The sequence below is a fragment of the Pseudoalteromonas sp. H103 genome (assembly GCF_001469205.1).
Taxonomy (GTDB): Bacteria; Pseudomonadota; Gammaproteobacteria; order Enterobacterales; family Alteromonadaceae; genus Pseudoalteromonas; species Pseudoalteromonas carrageenovora.
This window is the reverse complement of record NZ_LOFG01000001.1, coordinates 404,960-421,346: the sequence shown is the minus strand read 5'-3', so window position 1 is coordinate 421,346 and position 16,387 is coordinate 404,960. Positions and strand designations below refer to the sequence as shown.

13 protein-coding genes are annotated in these 16,387 nt (G+C 38.1%); 2 read left to right on the top strand and 11 right to left on the bottom strand.

The genetic code is table 11. The annotated features are described in order from the left end of the window. Positions 1-10 precede the first annotated feature (10 nt). Positions 11-349 (bottom strand): P-II family nitrogen regulator, encoded by a 339-nt coding sequence (locus ATS74_RS01925; protein WP_004587162.1) that lies wholly within the window; start codon positions 347-349, stop codon positions 11-13. A 209-nt stretch (positions 350-558) separates the two neighbouring features. Beyond that, positions 559-1,782 carry a response regulator gene (locus ATS74_RS01920; protein WP_058547248.1) on the bottom strand — a complete coding sequence of 408 codons (1,224 nt, stop codon included), beginning with the start codon at positions 1,780-1,782 and terminating at the stop codon, positions 559-561. A 406-nt stretch (positions 1,783-2,188) separates the two neighbouring features. On the opposite strand from ATS74_RS01920, the gene ATS74_RS01915 reads away from it, so the two are divergent. Further along, positions 2,189-3,706 carry a S10 family peptidase gene (locus ATS74_RS01915; protein WP_058547247.1) on the top strand — a complete coding sequence of 506 codons (1,518 nt, stop codon included), beginning with the start codon at positions 2,189-2,191 and terminating at the stop codon, positions 3,704-3,706. Positions 3,707-3,750: 44 nt separating this feature from the next. Here ATS74_RS01915 and ATS74_RS01910 read toward each other — a convergent pair whose 3' ends face one another. The 4 genes from ATS74_RS01910 to ATS74_RS01895 all read right to left on the bottom strand — a co-directional run bounded on the left by ATS74_RS01910 (position 3,751) and on the right by ATS74_RS01895 (position 9,380). Further along, complete coding sequence (locus ATS74_RS01910) at positions 3,751-5,982, bottom strand: ATP-binding protein (RefSeq protein WP_058547246.1); 2,232 nt, start codon at positions 5,980-5,982, stop codon at positions 3,751-3,753. Next, the gene (locus ATS74_RS01905; protein ID WP_058547245.1) at positions 5,969-6,778 is read right to left on the bottom strand and encodes a phosphate/phosphite/phosphonate ABC transporter substrate-binding protein; all 810 of its coding nucleotides are present in this window, start codon (positions 6,776-6,778) and stop codon (positions 5,969-5,971) included. The genes ATS74_RS01910 and ATS74_RS01905 overlap by 14 nt, the downstream gene beginning before the upstream one ends. 410 nt (positions 6,779-7,188) lie before the next feature. Continuing rightward, complete coding sequence (locus ATS74_RS01900) at positions 7,189-7,860, bottom strand: START domain-containing protein (RefSeq protein WP_058547244.1); 672 nt, start codon at positions 7,858-7,860, stop codon at positions 7,189-7,191. Then, the gene (locus tag ATS74_RS01895; RefSeq protein ID WP_058547243.1) at positions 7,860-9,380 is read right to left on the bottom strand and encodes a CYTH and CHAD domain-containing protein; all 1,521 of its coding nucleotides are present in this window, start codon (positions 9,378-9,380) and stop codon (positions 7,860-7,862) included. The genes ATS74_RS01900 and ATS74_RS01895 overlap by 1 nt, the downstream gene beginning before the upstream one ends. 214 nt (positions 9,381-9,594) lie before the next feature. Between ATS74_RS01895 and ATS74_RS01890 the strand changes: the two genes are divergently transcribed. Next, positions 9,595-10,200: a TIGR04211 family SH3 domain-containing protein gene (locus ATS74_RS01890; protein ID WP_058547242.1), complete on the top strand. Its 606-nt coding sequence runs from the start codon at positions 9,595-9,597 to the stop codon at positions 10,198-10,200. A 29-nt stretch (positions 10,201-10,229) separates the two neighbouring features. Here the strand turns inward: ATS74_RS01890 and ATS74_RS01885 are convergent, their stop codons facing one another. The 5 genes from ATS74_RS01885 to ATS74_RS01865 all read right to left on the bottom strand — a co-directional run bounded on the left by ATS74_RS01885 (position 10,230) and on the right by ATS74_RS01865 (position 16,319). Continuing rightward, positions 10,230-11,285, bottom strand: coding sequence for a DUF21 domain-containing protein (locus tag ATS74_RS01885; RefSeq protein ID WP_058547241.1), 1,056 nt, complete (start codon positions 11,283-11,285; stop codon positions 10,230-10,232). Between the two features lie 22 nt (positions 11,286-11,307). Continuing rightward, positions 11,308-12,660, bottom strand: coding sequence for a magnesium transporter (locus tag ATS74_RS01880; RefSeq protein ID WP_058547240.1), 1,353 nt, complete (start codon positions 12,658-12,660; stop codon positions 11,308-11,310). A 474-nt stretch (positions 12,661-13,134) separates the two neighbouring features. Continuing rightward, a complete protein-coding gene (locus tag ATS74_RS01875; RefSeq protein ID WP_058547239.1) occupies positions 13,135-13,884 on the bottom strand; it encodes an RIO1 family regulatory kinase/ATPase domain-containing protein in 750 nt (249 codons plus the stop codon). Positions 13,885-14,017: 133 nt separating this feature from the next. Continuing rightward, on the bottom strand, positions 14,018-14,533 hold the full coding sequence (locus ATS74_RS01870) for a MarR family winged helix-turn-helix transcriptional regulator (RefSeq protein ID WP_227006915.1): 516 nt from the start codon (positions 14,531-14,533) through the stop codon (positions 14,018-14,020). A 118-nt stretch (positions 14,534-14,651) separates the two neighbouring features. Further along, a complete protein-coding gene (locus ATS74_RS01865; RefSeq protein ID WP_058547522.1) occupies positions 14,652-16,319 on the bottom strand; it encodes a methyl-accepting chemotaxis protein in 1,668 nt (555 codons plus the stop codon). Between the last annotated feature and the right edge of the window lie 68 nt (positions 16,320-16,387).

Sequence of the window (16,387 nt, the reverse complement as noted above, 5' to 3'; positions counted from 1 at the left end):
ATCAGCCCCCTTAAATTGCTTCTTCATCAAGTTCGCCAGTACGGATACGAACAATTTGATCTAAGTCGTACACGAAAATTTTGCCGTCACCAATTTTACCTGTTGAAGCAATTTTAGTGATTGCTTCAACAACGCGTTGGCAATTTTCAGTACGAGTTGCAATTTCAAGTTTGATCTTAGGAATAAAATCGACTTGGTATTCTGCACCACGATATAACTCTGTATGACCTCGTTGACGTCCAAAACCCTTAACATCAACTACTGTCATCCCCTCAATTCCTAAATCAGCGAGTGCTTCACGCACGTCATCTAATTTAAATGGTTTTATGATTGCACTAATCATTTTCATAGCGGCCCCCTCGGACTCTTTATTGTTATCCTGTTGGCTTAAACAATCCAACCTTTGTGCCACTATTAAAAATTATTAAATTTCATAAACTTAAATAGAAATGAGTAACTAAAAACAAAAAAAACGCACCAACACGGTGCGCTTTTTTTACAACTCAGCTACATTGGTGCACCATTTAGTGCTGCACCGATGTCGGGGCTTTAAAGGTGCTAAACAACACAATTTCTGCCTTGTTTTTTAGCTTCGTACAAGGCTTTATCCGCTGTGCGCATTGCATCAGTTAAACTTGTATTTTGAAAATCAGCTAAGCCTATACTGGTCGTAATTTTCAGTGCTTTATCACTGATTGAGAAATCATAATTCGCCATTTTCTTTCTGAAAGCTTCAAAGTATTCACGCCCTCGTGAAAGCTCTATTTCAGGTAAAATAATGGCAAACTCTTCTCCACCCACACGGGCTACTGTAAATTTAGCAAATGTTGTACGTATTAACGCCCCCACTTGTTTTAAGGCTTGATCGCCCCCTTCATGGCCGAATGTATCGTTAATATTTTTGAAAAAGTCGATATCGAGTAACGCGAGAGTATTGTTTTGGTTTTTATTTTTTAGTAGCTTTTCAGCATATTGATAAAAATAGCGTCGATTGTGTAAGCCTGTTAAATGATCTCTGTGCGCGCTCTCTTTTATGTCAGCAATTAATGACAACTGCTCCATAGTTTGCAGCACACGACAATGAAACTCTTCGTTCATAAATGGCTTTGTTAAAAAGTCATTTGCGCCATATTTAATAAACCGCGCCGATAAACCATGTTTGCCAGCTCCAGATAGGCCAATAATCCCTAAATCATCGCGGCCTCTAAAGTTACGTACTGCTTTAACCAGCTCAAAGCCATCCATTGAGGGCATTGCATAGTCTGTCATCAGCAGTTTAATGTCTGGGTTTGCTTTTAATATTTCAAGTGCTTGCTGCCCATCGTGTGCATCGGTTACATCAAACAGTTGCTTTTCAAGCATTTGCTTCATTAACGAGCGACTTAGTAGTGAATCATCTGCAATTAAGGCTTTGCATCCTTGGTTTCTTAAAAGCTGTGCAACTAATTTAACGGCATAATGGTATGAGTCGCGGTTATCTTTAATAACGTAATCGATCACACCTAGCTCTAGCATTTGCTGGCGCTTGTATTCATCTATTTTCGAAGTGAGCACAACAGTGGGGATTTTATGAGACAAAGTGTACTTTGCAACTTCACCATTGGGAGCATCAGGTAAGGTTAAATCAACCAACGCTAATGTATAGTCGTGTTTATCTACAAACGCTTCGCATTCAGCTAAAGACCAAGCAAAATCAACTGCAACATCGAGATACTGCGCAGTTAAGTGGCGTAATACCTGCTGTACTACTTTACTGTCTTCAACCACTAATACTCTTTGCATAAAGCTTCTCTTACCTTTAATAAATTTGTAGCCGTGCTACAAATACAACACTTAAACTATTCAGCCTGATTACTAAATAGCTTTAATTTAAACATCCGGTGTGAGTGCTATGAAATGCTAAAAAGAAAAATCCATTTACTTTTTAAAATGACTCGTATTTATTATCATACAGACGATGTGTAATGTAACCGATTTTTGCAATAACCTAAATATTACAAGCAGCCGTGGGGCCTCAAGATATATTATACGTTCTTTTGGGCCATGTAGACTCACCAATGCTCAATTTGTTCAACCTAGCGAAGAGCATATTTTACTTAACCAGTATTATCGGCCACTTGTCTCAATACTTTTGTTATTTATGTCATTAATGTTTTTAATGGTGTATCAACAATAATAAGGACCTTTCATGAAGCTTAGTCGTATTATAAGTTTACCAATAACTATCATTGCCATAATTATAACTACCTCGTCATTTGCAGACAACCAACGCCGTATTGACGTAGACAGTAAAGTTGTTACCCAGCATAAAGCCAAAATTAATGGCGAGCGCTTCTCATACACTGCAACTACAGGCACACAGCCAGTGTGGGATGATAAAGGCGATGCGGTTGCTACACTACAATACACTTACTATACTCGCGATAAGGTAGACGATAGAGCAAGTCGTCCGTTACTTATTTCATTTAACGGCGGGCCAGGTTCGGCTTCTGTTTGGATGCACTTGGCTTATACTGGCCCAAGAGTGTTAAAAATCGATGACGAAGGCTACCCTATTCAGCCCTACGGCGTAAAAGATAACCCTTATTCTGTTCTGGATATTGCCGACATTGTGTATGTAAACCCAGTAAATACAGGCTACTCACGCGTGCTAGAAAATGATAAAGGCGAGCTTTTATCAAAGACTCAGCAAAAAGAAATGTTTTTTGGCGTAAAAGCCGACATTAAATATTTAGCTGAGTGGCTAAATACATTTGTAAATAGAGCTGAGCGTTGGCGCTCTCCTAAATTTTTAATTGGTGAAAGCTATGGTACTACGCGCGTATCAGGGCTTGCTCATGAGCTTCAAAACAGCCAATGGATGTACATTAATGGGGTTGTATTAGTTTCGCCAACCGATATTGGTATAAAACGCGACGGCCCAATCAAAGCGGCTAATCGCTTGCCTTACTTTGCCGCGACTGCTTGGTATCACAAAGCACTTAGTGCAGACCTACAAGCTAAAGACTTAGATGACTTATTACCTGAAGTAGAACAATTTACAGTCAATGAATTAATTCCTGCGCTCGCTAAAGGCGGCTTTATTGAAGCTGATGAAAAACGTCGTATTATTAAAAAAATGGCGCACTATGCAGGTTTATCAGAAAAATTTGTTGAGCAAAATAACTTAGATATTCCAACTCAATTTTTTTGGAAAGAATTATTACGTGAAAGAGGACAAACAGTAGGCCGTTTAGATTCTCGTTATTTAGGTATAGATAAGCGCGATGCAGGTGAGTCACCTGATTACTGGGCTGAGCTTACTTCTTGGTTACACTCTTTCACTCCTGCAATTAATCACTATTTACGTGAAGAACTAAACTATAAAACAGATGTAAAATATAACCTGTTTGGAAATGTCCATCCGTGGGATAGAACAGGTAATAATACCGGTGAAAATTTACGTTTAGCTATGGCGCAAAACCCATACCTTAATGTGATGATTCAATCAGGTTATTTTGACGGCGCAACTAATTACTTTGATGCAAAATATACTCTATGGCAATTAGACCCAAGCGGAAAAATGAAAAACCGTTTAAGTTTTAAAGGTTATCGCAGTGGCCATATGATGTACCTTCGCCATGCCGATTTAAAAAGCTCTAATAACGACCTACGTGATTTTATTGAGCAATCACTTCCTAAAAACGGTAAAGCTGCTAAATATTAAACACTTTTATAATACGCAAAAAATGGCTCAAGTTGAGCCATTTTTTATGTCTGTTTTTCATACCTTAAGCAATAGCTTTTAAGTTGAGTAACCACCTCGTTAAACGATACTTCTAGGTTTTGCATGTGTTCAATATTAATTGAATTACCTTCTGCAAGTGATTCAATTTTTTGACATATATCTGCTAATTTAATAGCTCCTACTGATTTAGAAGACGATTTTAATGCGTGAGTTTGAAACGCTAAATCTGTGAAATTGTTATTTTTAGCATATGCCCCTGCAAGCTTTACCTGCTCACCCGCAGTTTGTAAAAAAGCATTAAACACCATGCAATGTACCATCGGGTCATCACCCAGCATTGATCTAAGCAAAGGAAGATCTAATTGATCAAATGCGCTTGATTTTACACCTGCTAATTTGCTTTGCTGAGGCTGTGTATTCATCATGGTTTGAGAGTGTTCCATGAGCAGAGATTTAAGCTTAACAAGCTCAATAGGTTTAGTTAAAAACCCATTCATACCTGCATTATAACAATTATCTATATTGTTTTTAGTAATGTTAGCTGTGATGGCTATTATAACTAATTCATTAAATTGGCGATCATTACGTATTTTTTTAGCAAGCCCAAGCCCATCAAGTAAAGGCATTTGAATATCTGTTAATAAAATATCAAACGAGCTGTTTTGCAATGCTTGCCATGCTTGTTCTCCATTACTTACAAAGGTTGAACTTACACCTAACATAGTGAGCTGCTGCTTTAATACTTGCTGATTAGTAACCTGATCCTCAGCAACCAATACTTCAAGCGTAGGGAGGCTTACTGTGCTTAGGTTTTGCTTTGTTACTTCACGTGTATGATCTGCTAAAGGCTGATTTTCTTGTTCAAAATAGTTAAATGTTAAAGTAAAACACGATCCTTTGTTTTGCTCGCTCACAGCTCTAAGCGCGCCTTGCATTCGTTCTACTAATTGCTTAGTTATCACTAAGCCTATTCCGGTGCCATGCACCTTGCTGGTTTCGGCTCCTAAGCGGTCAAAAGGTTTAAATAACCGGTTAATATCGCCTGGCGCAAAACCACATCCGGTATCTACAACGTCTATTTCACATTGTTTATTACTTAATACTCTGCAGTTAATATTAATACTGCCATCAGGCTTATTATATTTTATGGCATTAGATAGCAAGTTAAGCATAACTTGTTTAAAGCGTCGTTGGTCTACGTAGATGCTTAACCCTTCAAGCTCGTCAAAACCTTGAGTATGGATTGAGATTGACTGGCCTTTGGCAAGCTCACTAACAAGCTCTACTGAGCTCTCTAAAATGCTTTTTAATGGGGCATAATCAAAGGTGAACTGCATATTACCCGACTCTATTGCCGTTAAATCAAGTACATCATCTATTAGTAATAATAAATGCTCACCTGCTTGATAAATGCTTTGACCGTTTTCCTTATGTATTTTATTCGCTTGCTCATCATATTCATATAGCTGTGCAAGCCCTAAAATAGCATTAAGCGGTGTTCTTAATTCGTGGCTCATACTGGCCATAAAGTCAGACTTCGCCTTACTTGCTGACTCAGCTTGAATACGTAAACTGTTTAGCTTTTGATGATTGCTTGCAACTTCGTTAACCATATTATTAAAAGCACTGATCACACTGCCTACTTCATTTTTTTGCTTTTTTTCAATATGGCAATCAAAATCGCCTTTTGCTAAACGTGCAAATGACTGCTTTAACTCTCTAAGTGGCGATGTAACCCTATAATCAACAAGCCAGGCTACAGCTATAAATACAATAGCTAAAATCATTAACAGTATAGAGATCAGCGTGTAGTGGAGCTTTGAAGACTGATCAATTTCGTTTTTAAAATTAACGACTAAGCTAATATAGGCAAGTGGTTTATCTAAAAATTCAACCTGCTGGGTAAGTAGCATATCGCCATGATTGGCGGTGCCTATCCAATCATCAAGCGGGTATAGTTGGTTTCCTGTTTGCGCATCAATAATTCTAATGCCTTTCCAATTTGGGTGTATTTGCAGTTGACTGTCTAGCTCTTCGTATAACTCTGCATATTGTCTGGTAAGTAATGGTGTAGTAATTGATGTTGATAGCTGAACAAGCGATCGCTGCGCCGACTTTGATAAATCATCATTTACCCAGCGAGCTTGCTCTGGCAATGCATAAAATATAAATAGGCTGGCCATCAGCAAACCACAAAGCAATACAACAATAAAGCTTTGCGCCCTTAAACTTCTAAACCCTCTAATTTTCAACATAAAACTCACGTAATCCCCAACGGGATAACTGCTGATATTCAGCTAAAGTAGCAGCTTCAGGGATATTAATAGGGATACCCTCAAGTAAATGTTTGTAGCTAGGGTTTTTACCTATTTGTAAAATAGCCTGCTGTACTTTTAGCTGTACTTGCTCTTTTACTCGAGGGTGGCCAACAATTGGATGGCGGCTTATTTCACGCGTTTTATAAATAATTTTAAGCTTACTTTGTAAGCTTTTAGATTGTTGCTTTAATGTACCTAGCACCCCACCGCCCGCTTTGGTAGAGTTAAGAGCAACGTTTAGATATACAGAGGAGTGAGTTTGTACATAAACTGGTTTTATTTTTAAGCCATAAAGTAAAGCTAAGTCGGCACGCATTAATAAAGATGCGCCTAATGCATTAGGCGCGGGAAAGGCAATTTCAGCGCCCTCTAATTCATTAACATTATCAATTCCACTATTTTCGTTAACAACTAACACACCTTGTAGCTTTCTGCTTGCGTCTTTTATTAGAGGTAAATAGCCCTGTTTTTCAAAAGCAATTACGCTGTGCCATGGGTTCATGTATGCAAAGTCGTACTCCCCATTAGCAAACGCTTGTTCAAACACTGGGATAGACTCAACGGTTACTAATCTAATTTTTATGCCTGTTTGTTTGGATACTTGCTCAAGCAAGGGTTGCCAAATAGCATTTAGCTTTTGAGATTCATACTGAGGTACTACACCAAATGTGTATTCTTTGGCAAATAAGCATGAACAATGTAATAAGCATAATAACGTAACTACAAACTTCATCAGCACTCCTAAATATAGTTACTAAGTTTCTTATAATTAATAGCTTAGTTAACGAACACTAAACTCACCATAAAATTATTATTCAACCTTACATTTTTTAGGGCGTGTTGAACTTTGGTGGGTGAATTTGCAGCAGCATGTTTGGTTTTTAAGCAAGGCGGAGCCTATGAAGTGTGGTTACTCCCCATAAATAGGCGATAACGCAGCATAAATGCCAAACATGCGCTGCCCTTCGGGTTCTGCCTAGTGGCGATAAACTCTTTGTTGCCTACATGGATGTAGGTAAGGGGCGTGAGCAGGACGCGGAAGCTTTACTCGGTTTTTACTTAGCCCACTAGGTTACAAACCTCGCGCCGCGATTTAATCGCCCCTAGATTGAACAAATTTCAATCCGCAAAGATCAACACGCCCTAGTTACATTTTCCTGCTTGTATAACAGGTAATGTGGCGGCGTAACTTTTTTGGATAAGTATATTTCGTAGATTAATTAAAGTTTTGTAGGTACTTTTTAGACCCACTTTATTATTAAGCCACGTAGGAATAGCTCCACTAGGTAGCGCATATATTTGATACTCAATATGTAAAGCGCTCGCTTGCTGAGTGAGTAGCCAAGTTGCATTTAATGTACGTACTCTTACAGCATTTTCTTTTTCAGAAAGAGCATTAGGGCGTGCCGCAATAAGTAATTTACTTTGTTGAGCATTTATTTTTGAGTAACAAGAGTAAGTAATACTATCTCTATTGGCTACTGGCCAAGGGGAGTCAAAGTAGCTATATACAAGGTTTTCATGGGGGCTTATGTGCTTAATAACCTCTACTAGAGATACATTTTCGAGCCATTGAGGTGCGGCATCGGTATCGCTAAGTAGCTCTAAAAAATCATTGGTGGATACATGTTCCACGCTCATCTGCGCTTTTACTTCAAAAGTATTATTACTATGGCTTTGATAGTATACGCTTACGCCATTTTTGCTTTTATATAAGTGCCAGAATGTTTCAGCTTTTATATTAAAACTTACTGCTAACGCTGTATATAAAAAGCACTTTTGTAATTTAATGATTTTACAAAAGTGCTTATTCATTATTGCCAGTAAGGCTCTATATCAAATGAAGCTAAACGGCTTTGCTCCATAGCACTTACTAAATACTCAGATTTTTGCTCAAGCCAAGATTGAATTTTAGCTAATTGCTCGTCCTCTTGTCCTGCGCAAAGCTGCTTTAGATACTCAAGAGTACTAAGCTCATATATACCATGAGAAATATCAAGCCAAGGTAATCTAAACTCTAAACGCTCTTCTTTATCAAATAATGAGCCTAAACAATTACCACTCAGTAAGCTATTTTCAAGCTGGGTTCGCAAGTTTAAATACGCAATTACATCAAGCATTTTTTCTTTAGGTAATAATTCGTGAAGGTTTTTCCAGTCTTTATTAAAAAGTCTTTTAGCGATAGACGCTACGCTTTGCTCTGCTGCTTGAAGCTCAACTTGCCCCCAATCTTTTCGCCAATGCTTGTCTATTAACCATGTAGTTAACGATAACAATAAGCGATTATATCGAGCGCTATGAAACAGTGCATTTATATCATCAATGCTTGGCTGTAATTCTTTTAAATCACCAATAACTTGAGCAAGTGCTGGCGCTGCATTAATTTTTTTATAAAAAGCATGGCGTTTAGACGTGTATGTTTTAAGTTGAATTGCATTTTCTACCCATGCTAATTCACTTAAAAGCCATTTAAGCTCTGTACGAAGATGATCGGTGCTTTCTTTGGAAACTATATCGTCGTAAAGCCAAAATGTATGACGAATTAAGCTAATGCCATCGGTAACACGCTTGAGCGTTTTTAAACTTGGCTTATCGAAATAACACTGCTCATGTTTTTGCACAAAACGAATACCAAAATTCATGGCTTCTATAAGTGCTTTCTCTTGGCTCGCAGAATTTGGTAATTTTACAAAACCAATAGATTTGCTTGGCATTAATGGATTTTCGTCCGCAAGGCGATAACCACGTGCCGCTTTAGAATACAAACCTAAGCGAATACAGTTTTGACTAACAAGCTTATCGGCTAAAGCAAATAGCTCACTGCGGCTACCTTCAACCAATTCAATTTCAAGCTCGCTGATAATTTCAATTTTACCTGCTGCTGCAATTTCGCCTTTATCAAGTACCACTTCAATTTTAGCGCCACTTTCGGTTTCTATTAACCAGGTGCGGCGGATAAAGTTAGTACTAAATATTGGATACAAGTTTTTAGAAATAGCACTTACTTGCATACCGTGCGGCCAAATAGAGGCATCAAACGCCATTAAATTAGGACGGTTAGAATCAATAGGTAAATTATACTCAGGTCGCTGATGCAAACCACCGACTACTTCACCTGCAAGCTTTATAGTTTGCTCACATTGGCTGTCGGCACACCGGGTTCTAAAGCCAATATCAAGCGCTCTTAACTCACGGCTTGGTGTATCGTAGTATGCGTTTTGTAAGCTGCGTGACGGTTTATTATTAACCGTTTTTGCAAATTGAGTAATTAACGAGGGGATCAGTGGAATTACGGCATCTGATACCAAAAACTTCAGTTCTATCTCAGTATCCATTCGGTCTGCGGATTACCTTTAAAATAAATAAGTGCCCAAAATAAACAAAGCGCCTTAACAATGCAAATTTTTTAGCCTTATTTTAAGACCTGAGCCTTAGCTGGGTTACAATATCAACCTTGCTATTGCGCTATTAAATCCATACTATCTGACTACTTATGTGAAATAAAAATCACGACAATAACGGACTCGGTAAGACCAACAAGGTAGATAAATGCTAAAACACTGTTTATTTGGGCTACTTTTAACAGCCACCACATTTATGAGCCATGCAGAAGAAGCTCAACCAGCAAATTCAACAAATGCAAACACCGCTTATATTATCGACAATTTATATACATTTATGCGCTCGGGTGCAGGTAAAAATTATCGGTTATTGGGTTCTGTAGATGCAGGTACACAGTTAACTTTATTATCAAGCGAAGAAAACGGCTTTATTAAAGTAAAAGACGATAAAGATCGTGAAGGCTGGGTAGAAGCTAAGTTTATTTCACAAACCGCAGGCTTACATCAGCAATACAAAACGCTAAGCAGTGAAATGAGTACCATGCAAGAAAAGCTACGCCAAGCACAAATAGAGCTTCCACAGTTGCAAGAACAAACTCAAACACTGACAGATCAAAACCAGCAGTTATCTGCACAAATTACTAAGCTTAAAACGACTCTTGAACAAGAGCGTGTTCAAAAGCAAGCTGCAAGCTCTAAAGAAAAACGCCAACTACTCACTTACGGTGGTGCAATTGCGTTTTTAGGTCTGTTTTTAGGTATTATACTAACAATTGTGTTATCGCGTCGTAAACGTTACGAAGGCTGGGCATAAGCCCTACTCTGCACAATAAAAAAGCCGCTTTATAGCGGCTTTTCTGTATTTTCATGAAGTTCAAGTTTTGGGGCGCTCATACCTTTGAGTAACCGCCCAAATATATCAGCACCAGTAATAATGCGTTTCTCATCGCCCCACACCAATACTACGTCGTGATCAATTGCTCCATCAAACGACTTATCTAAAGAATGACTTGCGCGTATTTTTAAAATAACGTCGCTTAAACGCATTGTTTCGTCAGCCACTATAATAGGCCTGTGGCAATAGTGATATGGGTCAAACGTGTCAGGCTCAAAAAGCGCTGAACGTAAGAAGCCATCAGCATCAACAACAAGTAAAGGCCAACCCTCATCATTAGTTATAATTACCCAGTTATAGCCTGATTTATGTAACTTACGTAAAAAGTCGTTATCGGCGCTTAAAGTAAGCTCAGGGAATATTGGTAAATCTAATTTAGTTGGCAGTGCAATAATTGAATCAGGGTCTATAACTTCCCCTTCCTTTGTGACACTTATTTCATCAAGGCTAAAAAAGTTAAGTGCGCCAATACCTTCTACATGTTGAACATCAGCCTCTTCTGCTTCTATATGTTTGCGAATAATGCCTCTTAATTCACTCTCAGCAAAGTAGGTAATACCTTCTTTACCTAGCCATGCATCAAGAACCAGCGCAGTAGGTTTAGCTACAATATAAAACAGTATTTGATAAAACTTAATAAGCGGCGAAAGCAAGCTTGCCATTTTAAGCGCATTACGCGAAAAATAGGCTTGTGGTGTTATTTCACCAATAATAGTAATAGCAATTGTAGAAAATAAAAACGAACTTGCGCCCATAAGTACCGAATCAGAAAGCAATGTAAGTAATACGTTTATACCTACATTGCCCCATAAAATAGTCGATAGTAAAAAGTTAGAGTCGTTACGAAGCGCCATCACTTTAATTGCTGCTTCATTACCTTTTGCACTTTCCATCTCGAGCTGTAATCTACTTAGTGAAAAAAACGCTAAGTTTAGGCCCGAAAATATTGCTGATTGTGAAATACACAGCGCAATAGCACACCAAATCATGACATCAAAAGTCATTATATTTTCCTGATCAAAAAGCTCATAAAAGCAACAAACTGCCTAAGCCTAAAAAGGTTACAAATCCAACAATATCAGTAACGGTGGTTAAAATTACCGAACCCGATAACGCAGGATCTATTTTCATTTTGTCTAAAATCGACGGTATAACTACACCCGCTAATGACGCAGCAACTAAGTTTAATAAAATAGCCACCGTAATAGTTATGCTCAGCATTATGTCGTTAAACCACAGGTAAGTAAGCGCACCTATCACAAATGCCCAAACCAACCCATTTACAGCACCTACTCGTAGCTCTTTTTTAAGTAAAGCATTACGGTTAGAGTCAGTAACCTGCCCAAGCGCTAAACCACGTACAATGACGGTAAGGGTTTGGCTACCTGCAATTCCCCCCATAGAGGCAACTACCGGCATTAATACCGCAAGTGCAACTACTTGCTCTATCGTTGCGCCAAATAAACCGATAAACCACGATGCTAAAAAAGCAGTCGCTAAATTTATACCTAACCAAATACCGCGGTTTTTAGCACTTTTGCGAACACTTGCAAATAGGTCTTCGTCTTCACGTAAACCACCGGCTTTAGCAGCTGCTTCGTCGGTTATTTCTTGGCGTAACTCGTATGCTGAGGCAATCGTCAAACGCCCTAATAGTTTATTATCTGCGTTAACTACCGGCATTGCCATTTGCTCTGAGTGAATAACCACTTCAGCAGCTTCATATAAATCATCATCAGCATGCAATGATGAAAAGTCATGATTGGCAAGCGTCATTAAATTATCGCCATCATTGGCTTTAATTAAATCGTTTACAGCCACCTCACCTATTAAGCTCCCTTTACGGCTAACTAAATAAATAACTTCACTGTATTGAGGTAAGCCTTTATGTAATAACTTTTTAGCACCACCGGCGGTTAGTTTTTCCGACACTTTTAAAAAGTCAAAACCTAGCCAGTGACCCAATTGCTCTGGCGGATATTGCTGCGCTAAGTCGTATTGCTTTGTTTGTGCTTCATCGAGTTGCTTTTTTGCATACTCAACAAAACGCTCTGGGATAACTTCTTCAAGCTCTAGCAGTTCCTCTACGTTAACTTCGTCGAGTAACTTAAACGCATCGGTGTCATCGAGTGTTTGCAATAGCCATAAACAGCTATCCTCACTTAAATTAACAAAAATTTCGTGTTGCGTGTCTTCATCTAATAACTGCCATATTTCAAGACGCTGCTCTTTAGGTATCGCTTCAAACAGTAATGATAAGTGCTCTGTTGAGAGCGTTAACTGTGCATCTGCTAAGAGTTTATTTTTTCGCTCTGTTGTTTCACATTGCATCAAGTCGTTTATGAGTTGTGGGAGCTGGTCTACCGGATACTCAATCATCTTAAAACCTTAAAATTTAAAAATGCACATTGCTTATAGTTTACTTGAACAATAAAAAATTGCAGAGAAAACGTGAACTTAATAAACATGCACAGGCTATTTTTGCGCATTGTATGGGCAAACTAAACGTTGTACTAATGTTTATTTTCAAATATTAGAAAAACAGTCAAAGGGATTATTTTTACACTTATATTTTTTAAACTGAGTAATACCAATCTGCTTATATATGAGGTCTATTTAACGTTAAAAAAATTACGCTAGAACTAGGCAAAAATTTTTGTATCTAGTTGTTCTAAATAAAAAATTTTAACGACGTTATAGTGCAATTTAATTCGTTAAATTGATAAAATAGTTATGCAGGTTGGTATAAGCTAAATAGATTGGTTTAAGCAAAAAAAGCCCATATTAGCGAGCTAACATGGGCAAAATCACACAATGAAATCGGTGTTTTTAAATTACAGTTTGTGGTTTAACTTAAAGTCTGTCGGTAATATTGCGTACTAAATCAGAATCTACAAATTGAGTAATGAGTGCTGCACCCCAAGCATAACCCCGCTGAATTGGGTAGCCTTTGAATATCCAGCGTTTACGCACATGATTAAAACGCGTTAAGTAATTTTGCTTGGCATCTGGTAATGGCTTATCACTGAGTTTATTCCATGCTTTATACACACCCGACATATCAGAGCCACGCATAAAGCGTTGTAGCCAGCGCGGAAAGCGCGAAAAACTCATTGTTGACTGAAAATCAATGATGTAAGGCTTGCCATCACTGCCGCACAAAATGTTTCCCATATTTCGCAAATCTAAATGCACAATGCCTTGGCGGTGCATTTTTGCAACTTGGTGTTCAAGGTCTTTAAAAAAGTTAACTGGCAGTGTTTTACCTTCATGTATTAGGCTTCTAAGCGGTGTACCTTTTATGTAGTCATATGCCACTGCTATTGGCGATAAACGACTATAACGATTAACCACTGCATCTAACTGCGCCAATCGGCTTAAACCTTTATATTCTTGATTAACAGATAATCGAGCAAATGTTTTACGAATTAACCACGGGCTTTGACTGAAGTCTTTTACTATTAAATCAAATTTGTCATCTTTATATCTATATACAATCGCATTAGCAAAACGCCCCTTATGAACAACACTTAAGTGATGTTGCACAAATGAATGCTCAGGAAATTTCTGCTGTAATTGTGCTAACAAATTATTTTCAATCATAACAAACCTAACAAGATGATAACTTTAATTGCCTAGGCAACTATATTATCAAGATTGAGATTTCTACACAATCAGATCAGGTAATTAGCAGGCTAACTTTTTGTTGAAACAGTATCGCTATTTTATTGATAATCTATTTTTGAGGCGCATTTGGCAGTGTGTCTAGGTTGTTTATGGCTTTAAATAATAAATCAATTATTTGATTTTTTTCAGGCTCAGAAAAACCATTTAATGCTTGTGTATACACTTCGTTAACTAAGGGCATAATTTCAGGGCAAAGCGCTTTACCCTTGTCGCTCAAACATAAAATAGTTGAACGCTTATCAAATTCACATTGTGTTTTATTAACCAGGCCTTTTTCTTCAAGGCGGTTTAACAACCGGCTCATAGCACCACGATCATAAACCATATATTCACAAAGCCCGGCCAGTGTATTTACAGACTCTCTTGCAAGTAATACCACGACAATATACTGCGCTGAGGTTAAATCCATAGGGAGTAGTTTTGCATCAACATGAGTTGCAAGTCTTGAACGTAAAAAAGACACTAAACGCCCTAAATCTTGTTCTGGTGAAAGCTGATCTCGAGTACAACGTTTAATTGATGGCATATTAGGCATGACTATTTCACTATGTAGATATATTTGCATGCAGATAGACCTTAGCGCATACAAAAAATTCAATAATTTTTATAAAAACTAAGTAGCTAAAACTAAGCCACAAAAATAAAGCCGCAATAAGCGGCTTTAGCTAAAACGTTTACATTATTTAAATTTTAAACTGACCAACCAACTGGCCTAAATTTTCACCCCGTCCAGCTAAGTGAAGCCCAACTGATGAGGTTGTTTTACTTGATATAGTAAGCTCATTTACTATTTCCTGAATAGCAAATACGTTACGGTTTATCTCCTCCGTAACACTACTTTGCTCCATTGCTGCGGTGGCAATTTGTGTACTCATATCGTTTATGCTTCTTACTGAGCTGGTAACCGCACCTAAGCTTTCGGAAATAGCACGAGATGACTCTACAGAGCGATTACAGCTTTGTTGACTTGCTTGCATTGCCTCTACTGCAGCCGATACTAAGTTGTGCAGCTCGCTAAGCATTTCACTAATTTCAAGGGTGCTTACTTGAGTACGACTCGCAAGGCTTCTTACCTCATCTGCAACTACCGCAAAACCTCGTCCTTGCTCACCTGCACGTGCAGCTTCAATTGCGGCATTTAATGCAAGTAAGTTTGTTTGCTCTGCAATACCGCCAATAACGCTTAATACACTATTAATTTTTTTAGATTGATCGCTTAGTGAGTCAACCTGTTCGGCTGCTACATTTATCTCACCCATTAAATGGCTTACCTCACTAAGTGAAATATCAACACACTCCTGCGCTTTAGCTACTTCTTGCGTTGCCGCTTGGGTAGACTCAGCTACTTGTGTCGTATTTTGTGCTACTTCATGAGATGTTGCTGACATTTCGGTTATAGCAGTTGCAACAAGATCCGTCTCGTGGTTATGATTAAGTAGCTTACTTTCAATTAGTTGCGTTTGTGTATTTATATCCCCAGAAGCGGTTTTTACATCATGTGTTACATCGACAACATTAACAATTATACCGTGAAGCTTACTTACAAACATATTAAATGCTTCGCCAAGTTGACCAATTTCATCATTAGTATCAATGTCTAAACGTTTGGTTAAATCGCCCTCACCTTTGGCAATATCATCAAGGCTTTGCACCATACGCTGTATAGGTTTAACCATGGTATTTGCAGCGATTAATGCACATGCAATTGTTAAAACAAGCCAAAATAGCGCAATTAGTAATAGCGTCGTCACTTTATCATTCATGTGCTGTGTCATGGTATTACGATATTTAGCTAGCTCAGCATCAATGTCATCCATGTACTCGCCTGTACCAATCATCCAGTTTGTTCCTGGGATCATGGCTGCATAGCCCATTTTTTCAATTAACCCTGCCGTACCGGGTTTTTGAAAATGATAGTTAAATGCACCGCCCCCTTTACGAGCTTGCTCAAGTAACCCAACAATAATTTTTTTACCGTTTGGGTCGGTCATGCCTATCTTGTTTTGACCTTCAATTGCATCACCTAACAAAGCATGGAACACGCTCACACCGTTAGTATCGTAAATAAAAAAGTAACCACCTTGCCCAAAGGTTAAGTCTCTTAAGGCTTTTTTTGCATCTTCTTGTGAGCCATTGGCTAATTGATAACGAACAACCTTACTAGCAATTTCTATCTCAGTGCGTAAAAGAGTTTGCTTATCGCTTATAAGCTTGGTTTTAAATGCATCAAAATTTTGTTGCTGATTTTTATTCTCTAAATAATAAGAGCTCAGCATTAAACTAATCAAAAGTAGTGTTAGTGGCAAAATAGCTAATAACAACAATTTGTTTTTTAAGCTTAAATTACTCATTATTTCTCCGAACGCAGCAACAATAGTCATAAACAATAAAATACATTTTTACTGTTACGCTAATTTGC

Excerpts from the sequence above, each read along its gene's own strand:
- ATS74_RS01925 (WP_004587162.1), bottom strand. The coding sequence starts at position 349 with ATGAAAATGATTAGTGCAATCATAAAACCATTTAAATTAGATGACGTG.
- ATS74_RS01920 (WP_058547248.1), bottom strand. The coding sequence starts at position 1,782 with ATGCAAAGAGTATTAGTGGTTGAAGACAGTAAAGTAGTACAGCAGGTA.
- ATS74_RS01915 (WP_058547247.1), top strand. The coding sequence starts at position 2,189 with ATGAAGCTTAGTCGTATTATAAGTTTACCAATAACTATCATTGCCATA.
- ATS74_RS01910 (WP_058547246.1), bottom strand. The coding sequence starts at position 5,982 with ATGTTGAAAATTAGAGGGTTTAGAAGTTTAAGGGCGCAAAGCTTTATT.
- ATS74_RS01905 (WP_058547245.1), bottom strand. The coding sequence starts at position 6,778 with ATGAAGTTTGTAGTTACGTTATTATGCTTATTACATTGTTCATGCTTA.
- ATS74_RS01900 (WP_058547244.1), bottom strand. The coding sequence starts at position 7,860 with ATGAATAAGCACTTTTGTAAAATCATTAAATTACAAAAGTGCTTTTTA.
- ATS74_RS01895 (WP_058547243.1), bottom strand. The coding sequence starts at position 9,380 with ATGGATACTGAGATAGAACTGAAGTTTTTGGTATCAGATGCCGTAATT.
- ATS74_RS01890 (WP_058547242.1), top strand. The coding sequence starts at position 9,595 with ATGCTAAAACACTGTTTATTTGGGCTACTTTTAACAGCCACCACATTT.
- ATS74_RS01885 (WP_058547241.1), bottom strand. The coding sequence starts at position 11,285 with ATGACTTTTGATGTCATGATTTGGTGTGCTATTGCGCTGTGTATTTCA.
- ATS74_RS01880 (WP_058547240.1), bottom strand. The coding sequence starts at position 12,660 with ATGATTGAGTATCCGGTAGACCAGCTCCCACAACTCATAAACGACTTG.
- ATS74_RS01875 (WP_058547239.1), bottom strand. The coding sequence starts at position 13,884 with ATGATTGAAAATAATTTGTTAGCACAATTACAGCAGAAATTTCCTGAG.
- ATS74_RS01870 (WP_227006915.1), bottom strand. The coding sequence starts at position 14,533 with ATGCAAATATATCTACATAGTGAAATAGTCATGCCTAATATGCCATCA.
- ATS74_RS01865 (WP_058547522.1), bottom strand. The coding sequence starts at position 16,319 with ATGAGTAATTTAAGCTTAAAAAACAAATTGTTGTTATTAGCTATTTTG.